Source organism: Pengzhenrongella sp., assembly GCF_036565025.1.
In the GTDB taxonomy this organism is placed as follows: domain Bacteria; phylum Actinomycetota; class Actinomycetes; order Actinomycetales; family Cellulomonadaceae; genus Pengzhenrongella.
Window position 1 is genome coordinate 13477 of sequence record NZ_DATCNW010000082.1, and the last position, 19957, is coordinate 33433.

Annotated in this window: 16 protein-coding genes; 4 read left to right on the forward strand and 12 right to left on the reverse strand. The window is 70.3% G+C overall.

Annotated features, from left to right (window positions below; all coding sequences use genetic code 11):
- Positions 1-131 precede the first annotated feature (131 nt).
- The 10 genes from gtfA to VIM26_RS04320 all read right to left on the reverse strand — a co-directional run bounded on the left by gtfA (position 132) and on the right by VIM26_RS04320 (position 11230).
- Positions 132-1631 (reverse strand): sucrose phosphorylase, encoded by a 1500-nt coding sequence (gene gtfA / locus VIM26_RS04275; RefSeq protein WP_331949108.1) that lies wholly within the window; start codon positions 1629-1631, stop codon positions 132-134.
- 82 nt (positions 1632-1713) lie between these two features.
- Entirely contained in the window at positions 1714-2103 is a 390-nt protein-coding gene (locus tag VIM26_RS04280) for a universal stress protein (protein ID WP_331949109.1), read from the reverse strand.
- Positions 2104-2184: 81 nt separating this feature from the next.
- On the reverse strand, positions 2185-3096 hold the full coding sequence (locus VIM26_RS04285; protein ID WP_331949110.1) for a Cgl0159 family (beta/alpha)8-fold protein: 912 nt from the start codon (positions 3094-3096) through the stop codon (positions 2185-2187).
- Positions 3097-3126: 30 nt separating this feature from the next.
- A complete protein-coding gene (locus VIM26_RS04290) occupies positions 3127-3942 on the reverse strand; it encodes an ATP-binding cassette domain-containing protein (RefSeq protein ID WP_331949111.1) in 816 nt (271 codons plus the stop codon).
- Between the two features lie 10 nt (positions 3943-3952).
- On the reverse strand, positions 3953-5014 hold the full coding sequence (locus tag VIM26_RS04295) for an ABC transporter permease (protein ID WP_331949112.1): 1062 nt from the start codon (positions 5012-5014) through the stop codon (positions 3953-3955).
- Positions 5015-5090: 76 nt separating this feature from the next.
- On the reverse strand, positions 5091-6110 hold the full coding sequence (locus VIM26_RS04300; protein ID WP_331949113.1) for a sugar ABC transporter substrate-binding protein: 1020 nt from the start codon (positions 6108-6110) through the stop codon (positions 5091-5093).
- Between the two features lie 22 nt (positions 6111-6132).
- Complete coding sequence (locus tag VIM26_RS04305) at positions 6133-7629, reverse strand: CoA-acylating methylmalonate-semialdehyde dehydrogenase (RefSeq protein ID WP_331949114.1); 1497 nt, start codon at positions 7627-7629, stop codon at positions 6133-6135.
- Positions 7630-7855: 226 nt separating this feature from the next.
- Positions 7856-8584, reverse strand: a complete 729-nt coding sequence (locus VIM26_RS04310) for an HAD family hydrolase (protein ID WP_331949115.1) — start codon at positions 8582-8584, stop codon at positions 7856-7858.
- Between the two features lie 497 nt (positions 8585-9081).
- Positions 9082-9894, reverse strand: coding sequence for a GntR family transcriptional regulator (locus VIM26_RS04315; RefSeq protein WP_331949116.1), 813 nt, complete (start codon positions 9892-9894; stop codon positions 9082-9084).
- Positions 9887-11230: an aspartate aminotransferase family protein gene (locus VIM26_RS04320; RefSeq protein ID WP_331949117.1), complete on the reverse strand. Its 1344-nt coding sequence runs from the start codon at positions 11228-11230 to the stop codon at positions 9887-9889. Before VIM26_RS04320 ends, VIM26_RS04315 begins: the two co-directional genes overlap by 8 nt.
- Before the next feature lie 255 nt (positions 11231-11485).
- Between VIM26_RS04320 and VIM26_RS04325 the strand changes: the two genes are divergently transcribed.
- Complete coding sequence (locus VIM26_RS04325) at positions 11486-12544, forward strand: phosphotransferase enzyme family protein (protein WP_331949118.1); 1059 nt, start codon at positions 11486-11488, stop codon at positions 12542-12544.
- The gene (gene eat, locus VIM26_RS04330) at positions 12541-13977 is read left to right on the forward strand and encodes an ethanolamine permease (protein ID WP_414696441.1); all 1437 of its coding nucleotides are present in this window, start codon (positions 12541-12543) and stop codon (positions 13975-13977) included. Before VIM26_RS04325 ends, eat begins: the two co-directional genes overlap by 4 nt.
- A gap of 49 nt (positions 13978-14026) precedes the next feature.
- On the opposite strand, the gene VIM26_RS04335 is transcribed toward eat, so the two are convergent.
- Complete coding sequence (locus VIM26_RS04335) at positions 14027-14575, reverse strand: DinB family protein (RefSeq protein WP_331949119.1); 549 nt, start codon at positions 14573-14575, stop codon at positions 14027-14029.
- A 66-nt stretch (positions 14576-14641) separates the two neighbouring features.
- On the opposite strand from VIM26_RS04335, the gene VIM26_RS04340 reads away from it, so the two are divergent.
- Both VIM26_RS04340 and VIM26_RS04345 read left to right on the forward strand, forming a co-directional pair.
- Positions 14642-15271 carry a uridine kinase gene (locus tag VIM26_RS04340; RefSeq protein ID WP_331949120.1) on the forward strand — a complete coding sequence of 210 codons (630 nt, stop codon included), beginning with the start codon at positions 14642-14644 and terminating at the stop codon, positions 15269-15271.
- 12 nt (positions 15272-15283) lie between these two features.
- Positions 15284-15895 carry a hypothetical protein gene (locus VIM26_RS04345; RefSeq protein WP_331949121.1) on the forward strand — a complete coding sequence of 204 codons (612 nt, stop codon included), beginning with the start codon at positions 15284-15286 and terminating at the stop codon, positions 15893-15895.
- A gap of 78 nt (positions 15896-15973) precedes the next feature.
- On the opposite strand, the gene VIM26_RS04350 is transcribed toward VIM26_RS04345, so the two are convergent.
- Positions 15974-19870, reverse strand: coding sequence for a LamG-like jellyroll fold domain-containing protein (locus VIM26_RS04350; RefSeq protein ID WP_331949122.1), 3897 nt, complete (start codon positions 19868-19870; stop codon positions 15974-15976).
- Positions 19871-19957 lie beyond the last annotated feature (87 nt).

A 19957-nucleotide genomic window follows, 5' to 3' on the forward strand; every position in this document is an offset into this window, starting at 1 on the left:
CTCCAATAATCACTCAACGACGAAGCCGGCGGCGCGACGTCCGGTACGGACACCCCGGTCCAGCGCCGCCGGGGCGCTCGTCGGGCACGAGGCGGACCACGCGAAGCGGCTCACAACGGCCCGACGAGTCGTCAGTACATGAGCTCCCCGCTGAGCAGGTCGCCCACGGTGTGCAGGTCGCCGTCGGCCGCGGTCCAGCGCAGGGTCGCGGTGGCGTTCGCGAGGTCCGCCTCGAGCGACGCGGTGTGATCGCCGGCGCGCCAGGTCATGGTGAGCAGCGACCCGGTCCCGCCGACCTCGAACTCGCCGTCGAAGGCCGGGTGGGCATTGCGGAACCGGATCAGCCGGACGAGTGCCGCAACGACCGGGCGGGCGAGGTCTTGCTCGATCTCGCCGACCGTATAACTGTGGCGGTTGATGTCCCGGCCGACCCCCGTCCGGGCCAGCAGGTCCATGTCGTTCTCGCCCGCGAGCAGCCCGACGTAGTACACCTGCGGGATCCCCGGGGTAAAGAACTGCACAGCCCGCGCGAGCAGGTACGCGCCGTCGTCCCGGCCGAGGGCGTCGTAGTACGTGCAGTTGACCTGGTACACGTCGAGGTTCGAGGCGGCCCAGCCGGTCGCCTCGCGCGACTGCCCGCCCGAGCGCTCGTGGATGGACTCGACGAGGTCGTGCACCTGGTCGGGCGTGAGCAGCCCCGGGTGCCCCTCCGCCATCTGGTCGGGGCCGACGTCGATCACCCCGATCCCGTCGTGGGTGTCCAGCACGGTGACCGCGTTGACCGGGCGCGCTCCGAGCCAGCGGCGCAGCGGGTCGGCGTCGCCCGTGTAGAGCGAGTGCAGCAGCAACGGCGGCAGCGCGAAGTCGTAGACCCTGTCCACGGCGGAGCCGATGGCGATCTGCCGCTCGAAGTGGGCGTGGATCTCCACGAGCACCTGCACCCCGAGCGCACGCGCCTGGGCGGTCAGCTCGTCGATGAACTCCAGCGTCTGCGGCGTCATGAACGACGACGTGCCTGCAGTCTTGATCGCGTACCCGACCGCGTCCAGGCGGAGCATCCGGACGCCACCGGCGGCGAGCGTGCTCAGCACCTTGTCCAGGTGGGCCCGGCCCGTCGGGTGGGCCAGGTTGAGGTCGATCTGCTGGCTGGTGAACGTCGTCCACACCAGCCGGCGGACGCCGCCGAGGGTCACCGGAGTGAACGGCAGCCCCGGACGAGGGCGGTAGATCCCGACCAGCTCGGCCTCGGTCGCGCCGTTCGGGTACACGTCGTCCATGGTCAGGAACATCCGGGCGTGCGGCGACGCGTCACCGCGCGCGACGACGTCCTGGAACTCGGCCGAATCGGCCGAGACGTGGTTGACGATCAGGTCGACCATCAGGTCGTACTCCCCGGCCAGCGCCCGCACGTCCGCCCACGTGCCGAGCCGCGGGTCGACGGCGGCGTGGTCGGCGGGGTCGAAGCCGGCGTCCGCGCCGTCGAACGGGGTGAAGAACGGCAGGATGTGCACCCCCGTGAACACCCCGGCGAGCGGTCCGTCCAGGATCTTCCGCAACCCCGGCAGGCTGCCCCCGAACCGGTCCGCGTACGCGATCAGCTGGACGTTCTCCCGCGCGCCACTCCTGGCCATGCAACGACCTTTCCCTGCTCAACTGTTATTCCCGGCTCGTTCCGGGCTCACTGCCGCACAAAGAATGGCACAGGTGAACGCTTCAGGTCCGCACCCCGAGGACCGAGCAGTGCGCCTTGAGGATGACGGTCTGCGCGGTGCTGCCGAGCATGAGCTTGCCGACGGCGGTGCGCTTCCGGAGACCGATGACGATCAGGCTCGCGCCGACGTCCTCGGCGGCGTCGAGGATCTCGTCCGCCGGGCCGCCGGACGTCTCCTTGTGGCGGACCTCGACCTCGACCCCCTGCGCGCCCAGCTCGGTGACCAGCCGCATGAGGGTCGGGGTCTGCGGGTAGGACGGGTCCACGTTGGACTCCCCCCGCGTCGAGCTGACGACGACGAGCCGCTCGCCGTGCAGCCGGGCCTCCTCGCCGGCCCGCGCGAGCGCTGCCTCGCCCACAGGGGTGGGGACGTAACCGATAACGATCGTCATGCGAACCTCACAGTGGGTGTGAATCGGGTTGTGAATCGGGGCAGGAGGATCTCGGACACCCGGTGGTCGGGCGGCGGGGTGTCAGGTGGCACGCGACGCCCGCGCCAGCAGGGCGGCAGCCGCGTCCACGGCGCGCGCGACGTCGCCGTCGGGCGGGTAGAGCAGGGTGCGCCCGACGACGAGCCCGCGCACCGAGTCCTGGCACAGCGTCCGGCCCCACGAGGCGAGGTCGGCCTCGGGATCCGGGCCCGGGACCCCGCCGAGGACCACGCACGGCAGGGAGGTCGCGCCGTACACGACCTCGGGCTCGTCGCACGAGGGCATCTTCAGCCAGGTGTACGCGCTCGTGGTCCCGAGCGCCGAGGCCACGGTCACCGCGCGGGCCAAGGACGCGGTGTCCTTGCGCAGCACGAGGAACCCGGAGGTGTCCCGGTGGTACGGCAACGGCTCGATCATCGCCATCAGCTTGTGCTGGGCGAGCTCGGTGACCGCGCGGGCGCACGCGTGGATGGTGGGCGCGGTGCCGGCATCCTCGTCGTCGATACGCAGCAGCATCTTGCCGCCCTCGAGCCGGCAGGCCTTGATGCTCGCGGCGTCGTAGCCGGTGAACCGGTCGTCCATGGTCCACGCGGCCCCGTCGAGCCCGCCCCGGTTCATCGATCCCACGACGACCCTGCCCTCGAGCGCGCCGAGCAGCAGCAGCTCCTCGACGATGTCGGGCGAGCCGAGGACGCCGTCGACCCCGGGACGGGACAGGGCCGTCATCAGGCGTTCGAGCAGGCCACGCCGGTTGGCCATCGCCATGGCATCGGTGCCGGACGCGAGCGACCCGCGGGCCGGGTGGTCGGCCGCGACCAGGAAGATCGTGCCGTCGTCGGACAGCAGCCCGGCCGGACGGCGGCGCTGTGCGTACGCCTCCGCCACGGCCTCCGGCCGGGTGGCACGGGTCTGGAGCAGCCGGCGCCACTCGTCGTCGCTGATCTGCTGCGGCATCGCGGGCTCCCCTGTGCTTCCCAGCCCCCGCTATCGCTTGAGCTCGTGGGACAGCTCGGCGAGCTCCTGGCCACCGGCCATCTCGGTGGTCAGCTCGTCGAGGGTGACCTCGGAGCGCCGCTTGTCCAGCACCCGGCGACCGAGCTTGAGGATGATGAAGTGGTCGCCGACCAGGTAGGCGTGGTGCGGGTTGTGGGTGATGAACACGACGCCGAGCCCGGCCTCGCGTGCGGCCGCGGTGTACTTCAGGACCACACCGGACTGCTTGACGCCCAGGGCCGCCGTCGGCTCGTCGAGGATCAGCACGCGGGCCCCGAAGTAGACCGCGCGCGCGATCGCGACACACTGCCGCTGGCCGCCGGAGAGCGTGCCGATCGGCTGGTTGATGTCCTTGATGTGGATCCCCATCTTGCGGAGCTCCTCGTCGGCGGTCTTGCGCATCTTGGCGATGTCCATCGGCGCGAGCGGCAACCGGCTCTTCTTGAGCTCGGAGCCGAGGAAGAAGTTGCGCCACACCTCCATCAGGCCGACGACGGCGAGGTCCTGGTAGACGGTCGCGATGCCGCGGTCCAGGGCCTCGCGCGGTGAGGAGAAGTGCGTCTCCTGCTGGTCGATCGTGAGCGTGCCCTCGGTGTGCGGGTGCAGCCCGGACATGATCTTGATCAGCGTGGACTTCCCGGCGCCGTTGTCGCCGAGCACGCAGGTCACCTCGCCGGCGTTGACCCGCAGGTTGATGCCTTCCAGGGCCCGGATGGCCCCGTACGACTTGCCGATGCCGTCCATCTCGATCAGGGTCTTGCCGGCGCTCACCGGTGAGGTGGGCGCGTCCAACGTCGTGTCCGTCATGGCCACTACCTCATTTCCGTGTGCTGGAGAGCTTCTTGACGTACAGGTTCACCATCACCGCGAGCAGCAGCATCACGCCGAGGAACGCCTTGAACCAGTTCGGGTCCCAGCCGGCGTACACGATGCCCTGGGTGGTCATCCCGAAGATGAACGCGCCGATGGCGGACCCGACCGCGGACCCGTAGCCGCCCGTGAGCAGCGTGCCGCCGACGACGGCCGCGATGATGTAGAGGAACTCGTTGCCGACGCCCTCCCCCGACTGCACGGTGTTGAACGCGTACAGCCGGTGCATCCCGTAGAACCAGGCGAGGAACGAGACGCCCATGAACAGGCCGATCTTGACCCGGGCGACGGGCACGCCGACGGCCCGCGCGCTGTCCGGGTTGCCGCCGACGGCGAAGATCCAGTTGCCGATCTTGGTGCGCAGCATGATCCAGGTGGCCAGCGCCACGAACAGCAGCCACCAGATCACCGTGATGCGGATCGTGATCCCGCCGACGTGGAACGCGGCGTTGAACACGGCCTGGAGCTGGCTGTACCCGTCCATCTCGGAGATGCTGGCGGTCGCGACGGTGCCGGTGAGCAGCTTGGTGACGCCGAGGTTCAAGCCTTGCAGGATGAAGAACGTGCTCAGGGTCACCAGGAAGCTGGGGATGTGCGTCTTGACCACCAGGTAGCCGTTGACGAACCCGATCAGCAGCGCCAGGGCCAGGGCGACCATCGCACCCACCCACAGGTTGAGCCCGAGCTGGTAGCTGAACATCGAGGCCGTCAGGGCCGAGGTCACGGCCGAGACGCCGGCCGACAGGTCGAACTCGCCGCCGATCATCAGCAGCGCAACGCCGGCGGCCACGATGCCGAGGGTCGAGCTCTGGTACAGCACGTTCGACAGCGACGCGAGGTGCCGGAACGGTGGCGCCACGGCGAAGAAGAACGCATAGATCCCGGCGGCGGCGATCAGGGCTCCGAACTCGGGCCGGGCCAGTAGGGCGTGCAGCAGGGACGGGCGCGCGGGCCGAGGGGTCTCGTTGCGGGTAGCGGGCGTCGGTGCCTGTGTAGTGACAGAACTCATGGGGCGCTCCGGGAGTCGATCGGGTGGTCGCTGAACTGAGCCGGGAGCGGACGGGCCGCTCCCGACTCAGGCGGGCTCAACGGGTGTTCTTGGCCGCGTACTTCGCGATGGCCGCGATGTTGTCCTTGTCGACGAAGGACGGTCCGGTGAGCACGGGCAGCCCACCACCGATGTCGTTGCGGTTGGTCACGTACAGCCACAGCGAGTCCACGGCCTCGTAGCCCTGGAGGTACGGCTGCTGGTCGATCGAGAATTCCATCGTCCCGGCCGCGATGGCCTTCGCGACGTCGGCGTTGAGGTCGAACGTCACGACCTTGGCCTTGCTGTCAGCCTGCTTGGCCGCGTCGAGGGTTGCCAGGGCGATCGGCGCCCCGAGAGTGACCACGTAGTCGATCGACGGGTCCGCCTGGAGCTTCGCCGCGATCGTGGACGTCACCGAGGCGAGGTCCGTGCCGTTGACGTTGATGTTCTCGGTACCCGGCGCGCTCTTCTTGACGCCGGCGCAGCGGGCCTCGAGGGCGACCGAGCCCTGCTCCTGAATCACGCAGAGCGGGTGCTTGCCGCCGCCGTCGGCGATCCGCTTTCCCGCGGCGGTACCCGCCACGGTCTCGTCGGAGCCGAAGTACATCAGCGCGCCGACGTCTTTCCACTGGTCGATGCCGGAGTTGAAAGCGACCACCGGAATGCCGGCCGAGACGGCCGCCTGAACCGCCGGCTTGAGCGGCTCCGGGTGCGAGAGCGTGACGGCGATCCCGTCCACCTTGCTGTCGACCGCGTTCTGGACGAGCCCGGCCTGCTTGCCGCCGTCGGGGTCCTGGGAGTACTTCAGGTCGACGTTGTCCTTGGCCGCCGCCGCCTCCGCGCCCGCCCGGATCTTGTCCCAGAACGAGTCACCCGGGGACTCGTGCGTGACGACGGCGATGGTCAGTCGAGGCGTCGAGGCCACCTTGCCGCCGCTGCCGGCGTCGGCGGTCGTACTCGCCTTACCGCCGCCGCTGCTGCAAGCGGCGAGGCCGAGGGCGAGCACGGCGGCCGTCGCGACGAGCGTCGTCCGTCGGCGGAGCGTGGCTCGCCGGCGCGAGAGATCTGGATTCATGATGCCTGCCTTCTTGTAGTGGTCAGCTGGAGGTGGGGAAGTGGAAACTGGCGTCTGCGGGGTGCTCGACGTGCGGCCAGCGGGCCGTGACGACCTTGGCCCGGGTGTAGAACGACACGCCCTCGCCGCCGTGGACATGCTTGTCGCCGAACAGCGAGTCCTTCCAGCCCCCGAAGGAGTAGTAGGACATCGGTACGGGCACCGGGACGTTGATCCCGATCATCCCGACGTGCACCCCGCGCTGGAAGCGGCGGGCCGCCTCGCCGCTCGAGGTGAAGATCGCGGTGCCGTTGCCGTAGGGGTTGGCGTTGACCAGCGCGATCGCGTCGTCCACCGTGTCGACCCGGAGCACCGAGAGCACGGGCCCGAAGATCTCCTGCCGGTAGACGTCCATCTCGGTCCGCACGTGGTCGATCACGGTCGGTCCGACGAAGAAGCCGCCCTCGTGCCCCGGGACGACCAGGCCGCGGCCGTCGGTCATCAGCACGCCGCCCTGCTGCTCGCCGGTACCGATGAGGTCGACGATGCGGGTCCGGGAGGCCGGGGTGATGACGGGCCCCATCTCGCTGCCCGGCGCGCGTCCGGCGCCGACCTTCACCGCGTTCGCCCGCGCGGTGACGGCCGCGACGATCGGGTCGGCGGCCGCTCCGACGGCGACGGCCACCGAGATGGCCATGCAGCGCTCGCCGGCCGAACCGAACGCGGCTGCGGCGAGGTGCTCGGAGGAGTAGTCGACGTCGGCGTCGGGCAGCACGATGGCGTGGTTCTTCGCGCCGCCGAGGGCCTGGACCCGCTTGCCGCTCGCGCTGCCGCGCTGGTGGATGTAGCGCGCGATCGGCGTCGAGCCGACGAAGGACACCGCGGCGATGTCGGGGTGGTCGAGCAGCGCATCGACGGCCTCCTTGTCGCCCTGCACGACGTTGAAAACGCCGTCGGGCAGGCCGGCACGCTGCCAGAGGTCGGCGACGAGGAGGGACGGCGAGGGGTCGCGCTCGCTCGGCTTGAGCACGAAGGTGTTGCCGCACGCGATGGCGATCGGGTACATCCACATCGGGACCATCGCCGGGAAGTTGAACGGCGTGATGCCGGCGACGACGCCGAGCGGCTCGCGGAAGGAGAACGTGTCGATGTTGGTCGAGACCTGGTCCGAGTAGTCGCCCTTGAGCAGGTGCGGGATGCCGCACGCGAACTCGATGACCTCCAGCCCGCGCTGCACCTCGCCGCGCGCGTCGGACAGCACCTTGCCGTGCTCGTCGGTGATCAGCCCGGCGAGCTCCTCGGCGTTGGCGTTGACGAGCTCGCGGAAGGCGAACAGCACCGTGGAGCGCCGGCTGAGGGAGACTTGCGACCACTCGTCGAAGGCCTCGAGGCCGCTGCGCACGGCACTGTCGACGTCGGCGGGGGCGGCCAGGAGGACCTGGGCGCGCTGTTCACCGGTCGCCGGGTTCCAGATCGGTGCGGTCCGGGTCGAGGTGCCGGCGGTGGAGGTGCCGCCGATCCAGTGCTCGATGGTTCTCACGAGTCGCGTCCTTGCGTTCGGGCCTCGCCGACGGTGGCGGGGCGTGACAACGACGGCGGAGCCGCGTCGTCGGTGAGGCGGTCGGGATGTGTCGCTGATCGAGCGAGTCTCGCGTCGGCCTGCGCTCGTGCGCGCCGGCCGGGCTTGTGAGGTGCGTCACTGGAAGTTAGCGTCCGCGGATGACACCTGTCAAGAGATTGTCGTGACATTCTTACAACCGAGGCCATTACGTGATGTTGGCGAGCCGCCCAGCCAGGTGCCCGAGAGACGCCAGGCGCCGGGGCGCGGGAACGGTCGCGGTGCTGGTCGGATCGATCAGGAACGACGCGATCCCGACGCTCTCGGGCCCCGTGTAGTCGGGCCCCAGGGAGTCCCCGACGAAGAGCGCCTCGCCAGGCCGGATCCCGAGGCGCTCGAGCGCCGCCGCGTAGATCGCCGGATGCGGCTTGCGCCGGCCGACGTCGATCGAGGTGACGACGGTCGCGAACAGCTCGCTCACGCCCATGGCGCTCAGGTGGGACTGCACCAGGTTCGCGTCGTGCGTGTTCGAAACGATCGCGAGGGTGTGGGTCGCGCTCAGGTCGCGCAGGACGTCGAGCATGCCCGCCGGGTAGACGATCCCCTGGCCCCAGTCGGTCAGGTAGGCCTCGACGGCCGGTTGGATCTCGTCGGCGGCCGCCGGGCGACCAAGGATCGCGTCGAGCGCCGCGTGCGCGACCTGGTGCATGGAGAACTCTTCGAGGGTGGCGGCGGTGCTCGCCTCGAAACCCTCAAAGGCGGTCGACCAGGCCTCGGTTGATTCGTCATAGCCGAGCGCGGACCCCATGGTGGTCGTGAGCTCGTAGGTGCCCTGGTATCGCTGCGTGGTCCGGGACGGCGAGTACTCGACCACCGTGCCGAAGAAGTCCAGCAACAGATGCGAAGGAGGCGCGGCAGACGAGGGAGGCGAGGCCATCGCGAAAGCCTCCCACTCAGAAATCCTCTCCCGGACGGGGCCCTGTGGCCCTGGTGGCTCATAGGCGCAGCAGGAGGATTCTTCGGGGTTGGGGCGCCGAGCGCTTCCGTCGGTGCGGAGCGCGGTACGCATGGGGCCGTCAAAACCCGGGAACACGCATTCCGCGTCAACTTCAGCAACACCCGTCACATGCTCCGCACCGACGGTCGCCGCACCAGACGCCGGGCGAGCGATCCACGCGGACGCGGGCTGCGCCGAGCCCGACAGCTCTTCGGCGAGCAAGCTGGCCGGTCGCCCCCCGCGGGTTCGCGGTGTAGACAGCCGCGCGAGTGAACGATGAGCCCCAGTGGGGCAGATGTGATGTCACACCGTTCCCTTGAGTCACTCCAGTCCCACGCGCGGCTCTCCACACCGCGACCGCCGGCGAAAACGTCCAGCCCTCGGACACTGCCGTGTCCGAGTAGGGGGTAGACCTCCGAGTTCGCGGGCTTCTCTCCTTATGGGGAGAGGGGGGCGGTTCTCGGGAGGGCGGCGAAGCCGTATTTCCTCGCGTGGGTTCTGGTGCGGTCGGCGCGGAAGTGGTCCCGCGCGAACTCGATCGGGACACCGTCCGCGGAGCGGGTCACCCGGCACATCGCGAGCAGCGGAGCGCCCGCGGGCACGCCGAGCTCGTCGGCCTGCGCCCGCGTCGCGGCGACGACGTCGATCGACTCGTCGCTCTGCCACGGCGGCCGGTCGTACACCCGCTGGAAGATCTCGTACAGGGAGCCCTCGAGCTGCTCGGTGAGCAGGCCCGGAAAGCGGGCGGCGGGGAGGATCGCGACCTCGTGGGACCACGGGACGCCGTCCGCAAGGCGGACCCGCACCACCCGGTAGACGTTCGCGCCCGGTTCGATCTCGAGTGCGCGGGACTCGCCGCGCGAGGCGAGCACGATGCCCGCCTCAAGCAGCCGGGTGGCCGACGCGATCCCCTGCTGGCGCAGCAGGTCCGGGATGCCCTGGATGGTGTTGAGGGTCCGCTCGATCTTGCCGTCGGCCGCGAACACGCCGCCCGACCGGCCGATCTTGCGACCGATCCGACCCTCCGCCTCGAGCCGGGCGAGGGCCTGCCGCAGCAGGGTGCGCGGCACGCCGCACGCCTCGGCGAGCTCGCGCTCCCCGCCGACGCGCTCGGTGGGCCGGAACTCGCCGTCGGCGAGGTGGCGCCGCAGCCAGCGGACCACCCCATCGACATCAGGTGACCCTGCCGGCTTGGGTGGATCCGGCGCGGTTCCCTCCGGCGCGATCTCGGGCACGACGGCGCTACGCACCCAGCTCGGTCAGGACGGCGTCGAGCGCGCCGACCAGCCAGTCGATGTCGCCCTCCGCGAACGCGAGCGGCGGGCGCAGCTTGAGCACGTTGCCGCCCGCGCCGGCCACCGACGTGAGCACGTGCTTCGCCCGCAACGCGTCGACAACGGCGAGTGCGAGCGCCTTGTCGGGCGTCTTCGTCGTGCGGTCCTGCACCAGCTCGAGGCCGATGAACAGCCCGGCACCGCGCACGTCCCCGATCGACTCGTGGCGCGCCGCGAGCGCATCGAGCTCGGCCAGCACGCGAGCGCCCACAACCCGGCTGTGCTCCATGAGGTTCTCGGAGCGCAGCACGTCGAGCGTCGCCTGCGCGGCCGCGATCGAGACCGGGTTGCCCCCGAAGGTGTTGAAGTAGGGGATGTTCTCGGCGAACGGCGCGAGCACCTCGGCCTTCGCCGCGAGCGCCGAGATCGGCATCCCGTTGCCCATCGGCTTGCCCATCGTGACGATGTCCGCCACGACGCCGTGCCGCTCGAAGCCCCAGAACTTCTCCCCGGTCCGGCCGAACCCCGGCTGAACCTCGTCGGAGATGAACACCCCGCCGTTGCGGTGCACGACGTCAACCGCCGCCGCCAGGTAGCCACGCGGGCCGGGCAGCACGCCGTCGGAGGAGAAGATCGAGTCGGCAAGGAAACCGGCGAAGCCCTGACCGGACGCGACGAGCGAGTCGATCTGCGCCTGGATCCGGCCGGCGAACCACGCCACGACCTCGTGCGTCGGGGCCCGGTACGCGTCCGGCGCCTCGACGAGGCGCACGTAGTCGCCGAGGACCTGACCGCCGCCCAGCGCAGGGGACGCCGCCGACGTCAGGTCGCTCGTGCCGTGGTACGCCTCGGCGGACACGATGATGCCGTTTCCCCCGGTCGCCGCCCGCGCCACTCGGATGGCGAGGTCGTTCGCCTCGGAACCGGTGCACATGAACATCACCTGGTCGATCGGTGCGGGCAGGGTGCCGAGCAGGTCCTCGGCGTAGTCGAGGATCCCGTCGTGCAGGTAACGGGTGTGGGTGTTGAGCGTCGCCGCCTGGCGACCGATCGCCTCGACGACCACCGGGTGGCAGTGCCCCACGCTCACCACGTTGTTGTAGACATCGAGGTACTTCTCGCCGTCGGAGTCCCAGACGTAGGCGCCCTCGCCGCGGACCAGGTGGACCGGGTTGGAGTAGAAGAGCCGGTAGGACGGGCCCAGCAGGCCCGACCGGCGCCGGGTCATCGCGAGGGTCTCCTCGCTGACTCCCGCGGCGGCGTCGTCCGCCCGGAACGAGTTGGTGTCCATGATCGTCGAACGGGTTACCACAGCAGGCTCCTCTTCCTTCGTTGCGCGTGAATCCGTTGCGCGGGGGTGCTCCGTGGGCGCCCAACCCCGGATGAATGAATGCCCCCATCCTTTTCGATGTCGCTCTGCGGCGGGGACGTCCTACGTAAGCGGGGTGTTACGACCGACGGGCGGGTGTGAACGGTTTGTTAACGGACGCGGACTATTTGGTCACGAACCCCGCCGTGCCCTATCGTCCGTGCTGGCGCCCAACCCCTCGCATCTGTGAGGGCGGCCATGACTTCCATCGACACGTTCCGGCTCGGGTCCGAGACCGCGGACATCCACGCGTTCGACAGTCTGTCGAAGGGCGACCCAGCTCCGCTCTGGTTGCGGGACGGCATCGTGCGCACCTGGGGACTGACCGACGCCGAGTGCGAGATCACGCTCCTGTCGGTATCCGAGAACGCGAGCTTCCTCGTCCGCATCGACGGGCGGCCGAGCGGCGTCACGCGAGTGAGCCGGCCCGGTTACATCGCGGACGCGTCGTTCCTCGAGGGCGAGATCGCCTGGGTCGCGGCCATCGGGTCCGACACCGACCTGACCGTGACCAGCCATGTGCCGACCGCCGGCGCCCCACGTCACGCGGCGATCGTCGACACCAACGGGGCGTCGTGGATGTGCGTCACGACCGCGTACGTCGAGGGCCGGATCCTGGAGGACCTGGCGGACCAGGCCTCGTACTACGCCGAGATCGGCCGGTCCACCGCCGTGCTGCACGAGCACGCGAGGTCCTGGCGGACGCCCGACGGATTCGCGCGGCACGCCTGGGAGGTGACCGACATGGTCGGCCCTGCGTCCCGCTGGGGCCGGTGGGAGGCCGCCAACCTGGACGACGGCGATCGCCTGCTGTTCGCCCGCGCCGAGACCAAGGCGCTCGCGCTCCTCGCTCCGATCGAGAAAACTCCGGCGACCTGGGGACTCATCCACGCGGACCTGCGCCCGTCGAACATCATGATCAACGGCGGCGAGCTCACGATCATCGACTTCGACGACTGCGGGTACGGCTGGTTCATGTACGACTTCGCCTCGGCCCTGTCGTTCATGGAGCACTCGGACGAGGCCCCCGCGATGGCCCGGAACTGGGTCGCGGGCTACCGCGAAGTCATCCCGCTGACCGCAGACGACCTACGCGCGGGCTGCGCACTGTCGATGGTCCGCCGGCTCCAGATGCTCGGCTGGACGACCACCCACCGCTCCGACGCGCTCCCGCCCGAGCTGTGGGACGAGAGCGTCGCGGGCACCCGCGACGTGGCGACCCGCTACCTCGACAACGACGGCTGGTTGTTCTCTTGACTCTCACCGACAAGAACGTGACCGCTGCCTCGGAGGGCAGCTCGACCTACTTCGCCGAGCGCTCCCTCAAGCGCGGCGCCGCCGGCTGGGTCCTGCTCGCGGGCCTCGGCGTCTCCTACGTCATCTCCGGCGACTTCTCCGGCTGGAACTTCGGCCTCGCCAAGGGCGGGTGGGGCGGCCTCGCCATCGCGTTCGTACTGATGGGCGTCATGTACGCGTGCATGGTGTTCGGCCTCGCGGAGATGTCCGCCACCCTGCCGACGGCCGGCGGCGGGTACGCCTTCGCGCGGCGCGCCATGGGAAAGCTCGGCGGATTCGCGACCGGCATGGCGATCCTGATCGAGTACACCCTCGCCCCGGCCGCCATCGCGATCTTCATCGGTGGCTACGTCGAATCCCTCGGACTCTTCGGGATCACGAATTCCTGGCCCGTGTACCTCGTGTGCTTCGCGCTGTTCATCGGAATCCATCTGATCGGCGTCGGCGAGGCATTGAAGGTGATGTTCGCGATCACGGCTGTCGCCCTGGTGGCGCTGGTGGTGTTCGCCGTCGGGATGGCACCGCACTTCCAGGCCGCGAACCTGTTCGACATCACGGCGAACGGCTCGGCGGGCTCAGCTGAGTTCCTGCCGTTCGGCTTCTCCGGCGTGCTCGCCGCGCTGCCGTTCGGGATGTGGTTCTTCCTCGCGATCGAGGGCGTCCCGCTCGCCGCCGAGGAGGCCGCCGACCCGCGACGGGACATGCCGCGCGGCATCATCGCCGGGATGGCCGTGCTCGTCGTGGCGGGTCTCGCGGTGCTGATCCTGGCCGCCGGCGGCGCCGGGTCCGAGCTGATGGGCGCCTCCGCGAGCCCCCTGCCGGACGCGCTGAACGCCGTCGGCCGGGGTGGTCTCGCAACGTTCGTCAACTACGCGGGCCTGGCCGGGCTGGTCGCGAGCTTCTTCTCGATCGTCTACGCCTACTCGCGCCAGCTGTTCGCGCTCTCGCGAGCGGGCTACCTGCCGCAATGGATGTCCCGCACCAGCTCGCGCCAGACGCCCACCCTCGCGCTGGTCATCCCGGGCGCGATCGGGTTCGTGCTGGCCGCCGTGGTGGCCGACGGCGACAAGCTCATCAACATCGCGGTGTTCGGCGCGGCGGTCTCCTACGTGCTGCTCAACCTCTCGCACATCCTGCTGCGCGTGCGGGAGCCCGGGCTCGAGCGCGGCTACCGGACGCCGGGCGGCGTCGTGACGACCGGGATCGCCCTCGTGCTCGCGGTGGTGGCCCTGGTCGCGACGTTCTTCGTGGACGTCCAGGCCGCCGCGATCACCGCCGCGATCTTCGCGCTGGCCCTGGCGTACTTCTGGTTCCACAGCCGCCACCACCTGGTGGCCAACGCCCCCGAGGAGGAATTCGCCCTCCTAGCCGACGCAGAAACCTCCTTGCGCTGAGTCGCCGAGAGTGGACTAGCCGCCCCAGGAAAGCCCTTTCCGCGGGCGGTTAGTCCACTCTCGGCGGTTGTTCGCCGGTGGTGGCGTCGGCGTTTTCGCGGAGGAGGTCCAGGTGGCCTAGGTGGCGGGCTGTTTCCTCTATGAGGTGCAGGAGGATCCAGCGCAGGCAGACGCTGCGGGTCGCCGAGACCTCGTCGAGGGACGGTACGGCTGCGATCACGGCGTCGCACGCGGCGGACTCGGCGGCGTAGTCCGCGAGCAGCTGGGCCATCGTCACGTCGGCGGGGACGTGCAGCTCGCCGTCCGGGTCGTCGTCGGTCCACGCATAGACCAGGTCCCGCTGGCCGGCGAACACGTCGCGGATCCAGGAGCGTTCGACGTGCTCGAGGTGCCGCACGAGCCCGTGCAGCGTGAGGCCGGTCGGAGTCGAGACCGAGCGCAGCACGTCGTCGTCGGCGCCGCCGACCTTCCAGGCGACGAGGTCGCGCTGGCGCTGCAGGAAGCCGAGCAACGCGTTCCGCTCGTCGCCGAGGTGCGTGGGCTCGGCGATCCCGTCGCGCACGCCGTTCGTCATACCGCTGCCGTCATCGTCGTCCATGAGCAACTCCTGTGTCGTCGTGCCATCCAGCGAGAATGAGAGCGAGGGTGCCACAGACTGGGCCGCGTGGTCGTCCTGCCCCTCACCCCCGCAGCGCTCGTGGACCGGCTCGCCGCGCGCGTGACGTCGCTGGACGCCGACCGGCGGTGGCGGGTCGCGGTCGACGGCGCGCCGCCGACCCGGCCGGGCGAGCTCGCGGACGCGCTGGTCGGGCCGCTGCGAGCGGCCGGCCGGCCCGTGGTGCGGATCAGCGCGCACGACTTCCAGCGCCCGGCGTCGGTGCGGCTCGAGTACGGCCGCGAGGACCCCGACACGCTGCTCGACGGCTGGCTCGACGTCGCCACGCTCACCCGCGAGGTCCTGGGTCCCCTCGCCCCCGGCGGAACCGGGCTGTACCTGCCCTCGCACTGGGACCCGGTGCGGGACCGATCCACCCGCGCGGACCGCGTGCAGGCTCTCCCCGGCGCCATCCTGGTGCTCGACGGCGCCCTGCTGCTGGGCCTCGGCCTACCGCTGGACCTGGCCATCCACCTCGCGGTCCGCCCCGCGACCCTCGCGCGCCGCACGCCCGACGGCGACCGCTGGACCCTCCCGGCGTTCGCCCGGTATGCGAGCGAGGTCGAACCCGAGCGCACGGCCGACATCGTCGTCCGGGTCGATGATCCGAAACGCCCCGCGCTGCTCGACGGCGAGTGACACGCTGGAGCGATGCGACGCTCGACGGGCCTGGGGCTGGTGACCATCGCGCTCGCGGGCGCCTGCTACGTCAAGGTCGGACGCCCCTGGCAGCTGACCTGGGGCGCGACGCCCGAGGAGGTCGCCCGTCCGTTCGCCGGCGACGAGCTGATCCCGGCGCCGACGTTCAACGCCACGCGCGCGATCACCATCTCGGCACCGCCCGAGCGCATCTGGCCCTGGCTGGTCCAGGTCGGGACCACGCGGGCCGGCTGGTACGGCTACGACCTGCTCGACAACCTCGGGCACGCCAGCGCGCGACACCTCCTCCCCGAACACCAGCACCTCGCGGTCGGCGACGTCGTGCCGATGAGTCCGGACGGGCTCCAGGGCATGAGCGTGCACTCCTTCGAGGCGCCGCACTCGCTGATCTGGTCCACGCCCGGCGACACGTCCTGGGCCTGGCGGCTCGACGCGCAGACCGACGGAACGACCCGCGTCACGACGCGCATCCGCTCCCGCATCCGCTGGTCGCCGATGTCGATCGCCTACTACGCGCTGGTCGAGATCGCCGACGTCTGGATGATCCGCAAGATGCTGCTCAACCTGAAAGCCCGCGCCGAGACCGTCGCCCCGGCCTGCTGACCCCAGCCGAGACGTCGATTTCCGCCCATAAATCCCTGTTCGGATGGGCGGAAATCGACTTCTCGGAGAACGGTTTGGTCAGTGGCCGATCACCTTCAGGATGGTCACCGACTTACCCGGCAGCGAGAGGCGGTGGGCGAGGCCGACCATGGGGATCGTGCTGGTGACCGGCACGATCTTCTCCGGTGACTCCAACGTGTTCCGGGCGTCGGCGTCCGGTCCGGTCAGCACGGTCAGCTTGGCCGTCGGGTCGAGGCTTGTGACCCCGTCGAGGGTGACCTTCGCCGACTGCTGCTGGGCGGAGAAGTTGACGATCTTGACGTAGAACGTGGTCCCCTTCTTCGTCGTGGTCGCCGTGACCACCTGCCGCAGGCCGCTTCCGGTGCTCAGCCTGCTGCCCACGACGTGGGCACCCCGGTTGGTGCTGAACAGCTGCTGGACCCAGTACGACGGCGAGCCGTAGCTCCCGGCCGCGTCGATCCCCAGCATGTTCGTGCGCCAGTTCGACGCGCTCTCGTTCACGATGATCGGCGCGTACATGGTGCCGATGACGAGGTCGCTGTTTCGCTCGGCGCCGGTGAGGAACGCCGCCTCACCGATCGCCGCGTTCAACGAGCCGGTCGGCGAGCCCTCGAGCGCTCCGTACTCCCCGACGAGCACCCGCGGCCCGCTGCGGTCGTACGTGTCGTACCGCGTGGCGTTGTCGTTGAACCACGAGGCCGACGGGTAGAAGTGCTCGTCTAGCACGTCCGGGGTGCGGCTCGTGACGGGCGTCGTCGCCACGATCTGCAGCTCCGGGTACGCGGCCCTGATGGCGTCGAACATCCGGGCGAAGCGCCATTCGTAGCTGCCCGAGCGATCGAACCAGTCCTCGTTGCCGATCTCCACGTACCGCAGGTCGAACGCAGCGGGGTGACCGTCGGCCGCCCGCTTGGCACCCCAGGTCGTGCTCGTGGCGCCGATGGCGTACTCGATCTCGTCGAGCGCATCGTCGATGTACGGCTGGTAGTCCGCCTCCGACACGTGCTGACCGTTGAGCGTGTACCCCGCGAAGACGGCGAGCAGCGGCTGAGCGTCGACGTCCTGCGCCATCTGCAGGTGCTCGAGGATGCCCATCCCGTCGGTGGACCAGTAGCCCCACGCGGTGTTCTGGTGACCGGGTCGGGTCTCGACCGATCCGATGGTCTTCTTCCAGTCGAACCGGGTGTCGAGGGTGTTGCCCTCGAGGAAGTTGCCGCCCGGCACCCGGAACAGGCCCAGATCCATGTCGGTGAACTTGGTCATGAGGTCGGTGCGCAGCCCGTTCGGCCGGTCCTTGAACGTGGGCGGAAACACCGAGACGTTCGACAGCCAGATGTCACCGGCGGTCGTGCCGCAGCCAGCCGTCGCGCAGCCCAGGAGGCTGACCACCACCCTGTTGTCTGTCCCGGAGACGACGCCCTTCGGCGTGTGCAGCGTGAAGCTCCGCTTCGCCCAGCTCCCCGGCGTCCCGCCGAGAACAGTCTTGGCCAACACCGTCCCGTCTGCCTTCTGCAGACTCACCTGCAGCGTGCCGGCGAAACCGGCCGAGCCCTTGACCCAGAGCGACCCCGTGTAGGTCGTCGATGGAGCTACCTTGATCCCGTAGTAGCCCACGTTCGCGACCGACACCGTCGATCGTCGAGGCAGGTCGGTCACGCTGACCTTGAGCGAGCGGTCGACCGCAGTGTTGAGCGGGGTCGTGGTGTCGATGGCGAAGGTCGACGCCGCACCGCCCGAGCCGGCGAGCGACCAGTACGGGACGGGGTCCCCTGACCCGGCACCCGAGCCCTGGAAGGCCTCCTTGAACGTCCGGTTCCGTACGAGCTCGGCGTAGAGCCCACCGTCGATCGAGTGCGAGATGTCCTCGAGGATCTCCCCGTAGGCCGTCTGACGGGTCGCTGTGCGGACGTCGGCGGCGTGGATCGCCAGCGAGTTGTAGCCCGCGAGCTTGGCGATATCCGCAGCGGTCAGCGCGAACTGGGACACCGACACCTCATCGAGGCTGCCGACGAATCCGGCGCTGCCGTCGGAGGCCGCGCCGACGACGAACGGCTGGTCGCTGGTCCCGGCCGGCGGCGTGGTCCCCAGCGGTTTGCTGGTGACCGCCTCGCCGTCGAGCCACAAGGTTGCCTTGACGGCCGACGAGTCGAGGGTGACCGCCAGGTGATGCCAGGCTCCGTCGGCGTACGCCGCGCCTGGGCTGGTCAGGGTGAGTGCCGCCGAGCCGCCGCCGAGGGTGGCCGTGACCTTTCCTGCGGCGATCGCCACGGCGTAGCCGCCGTCGGCCGCCCCCTTGGCGAGGACCGTCTGAGCACCCGCGGAACTGGTGCGGAACCACGCGGCGAGCGTGCCGTTCGCGTTCAGGTTCAGCCCCGGCGCGGCGCCCATGACCACGTCGGAGTCGCCGTCCAGGACGACGGCGGCGTTGGCTGCCCCCGTACCCCAGGTGGCACCGGCGGACAGCGTGCCGTCGAGGCCCGACGCCGACCCGTCGTGCGCGACGGTGCCCGAGCCCTCGTCGAAGTTCCAGCGACCCGACGTGCTGAGCTGGCCGACGCCGGCAGCGTCGAGGACGAAGGGGTAGGTGTGGACGTCGTCGATCGCGCCGTCCCAGAAGTCGGCGGGCGCGCCGTTCCACTTGCCGCGGCCGATCGCGAACGCGCCGCTCGCCGCCCAGGGGGTGCTGAACGCCGTCGTCGACTGCGCGACGCCGTTGACATAGAGGGTGATCGTCTTGCCCGCGGCGTCGTAGACGCCGACGAGGTGGGTCCACTGGCCACTCGTCGCCGCTGACGTCGAGCCCGCAGAGACCTCCGCGGCCGACGTCGAGTCGGCGCCGCGCCGGGTGAAGGCCCACTTCCCGTCGAAACGTTTGCTCAGGAAGAAGCCCGAGATGTTCGTGCCGTCCACGCTGAGCGCCGTCTGGCTGCCCGTGAGGGAGTTGAGCCTGACCCACGCGGCGACGGAGAAGCCCTGCGCGGTGTTCACGACCGGCCCGGTCGTCGTCGCGGCCCCGGCGGACCCGTCGAAGGCGAGCGCATGGTCACCGACGATCCCGGTGGTCCAGCTCGCGCCGGAGGTCAGGGCGGCGTCGTTCTGGCTCAGCGAACCGTCGGCCGCCGTCGTGCCGGTGCCTTCGTCCAGGCGCCAGCTGCCGTTGGTGGACAGCTGCTCGATCGCCGCGGCGGGCAGCGCGGACTGATACACCCGCGTGTCGTCGATCGCGCCGTTGACCCAGTCCACCGCCCCGCCGCCGAACTTGCCGCGGCCGATCACCAGGTGCCCGCTGGTCGACCAGGCGGCAGGGGCCGGCGTCGTCTGCTGGAGCCGGCCGTTGACGTACAACGACAGGGTCGCTGCGCTGGCGTCGTAGACGCCGGTCAGCTGGTACCACTGGCCGGCGACGGGGTCGGCGGTGCCCGACGGGAAGGCTGGCGCACCGGTGCCGGCGTCGCCGGGCAGGCGGACGAACGCGAAGCGTTTGGTGTCGTCCCGCAGCCCGAGGAAGAAGTTGCTGACCTGGTCGCCGTCGATGCTGACCACCGTCTGGTAGCCGCTGATGGCGTTGAGCCTGACCCACGAGTTGACGGTGAAGCTGCTGGTCGGGTCGAGAACCGTGGCCCCGGTGTCGGCGTAGGCGTTGGAGCCGTTGACCGTCATCGACGACGCGCCCTGGATCCCCGCGGCCCAGCCGGCACCGCCCGCGAGGGTGGCATCGTGGCTGCCCGCCGAGTCACCGGCGACGGCTCCGGTGCCCTCGTCGAGCTGCCACCGCCCGATGGGCTCGGCGGTCGCCGCGGCGACCCCCTCGGCGGCGTTGGCCTCCGGCATCCGACCGGCCGAGGTGGTCAGCGCGGCCGCCAGAGCGAGGATCCCCACGGCGACTGCCGCAACAGCCCGCAGTGCGGGTCGGGGACTGCTGAGCCGTTGTTCGGGCGCGTGCCATCGGTACATTCCGTGCTCCATTGCTCGGTATGTCGCGTCCGCCGGTGGACCGGCGGGCGCGTTCGAACTCCGTGCGGGGCGAGGTGCGCTGACCAC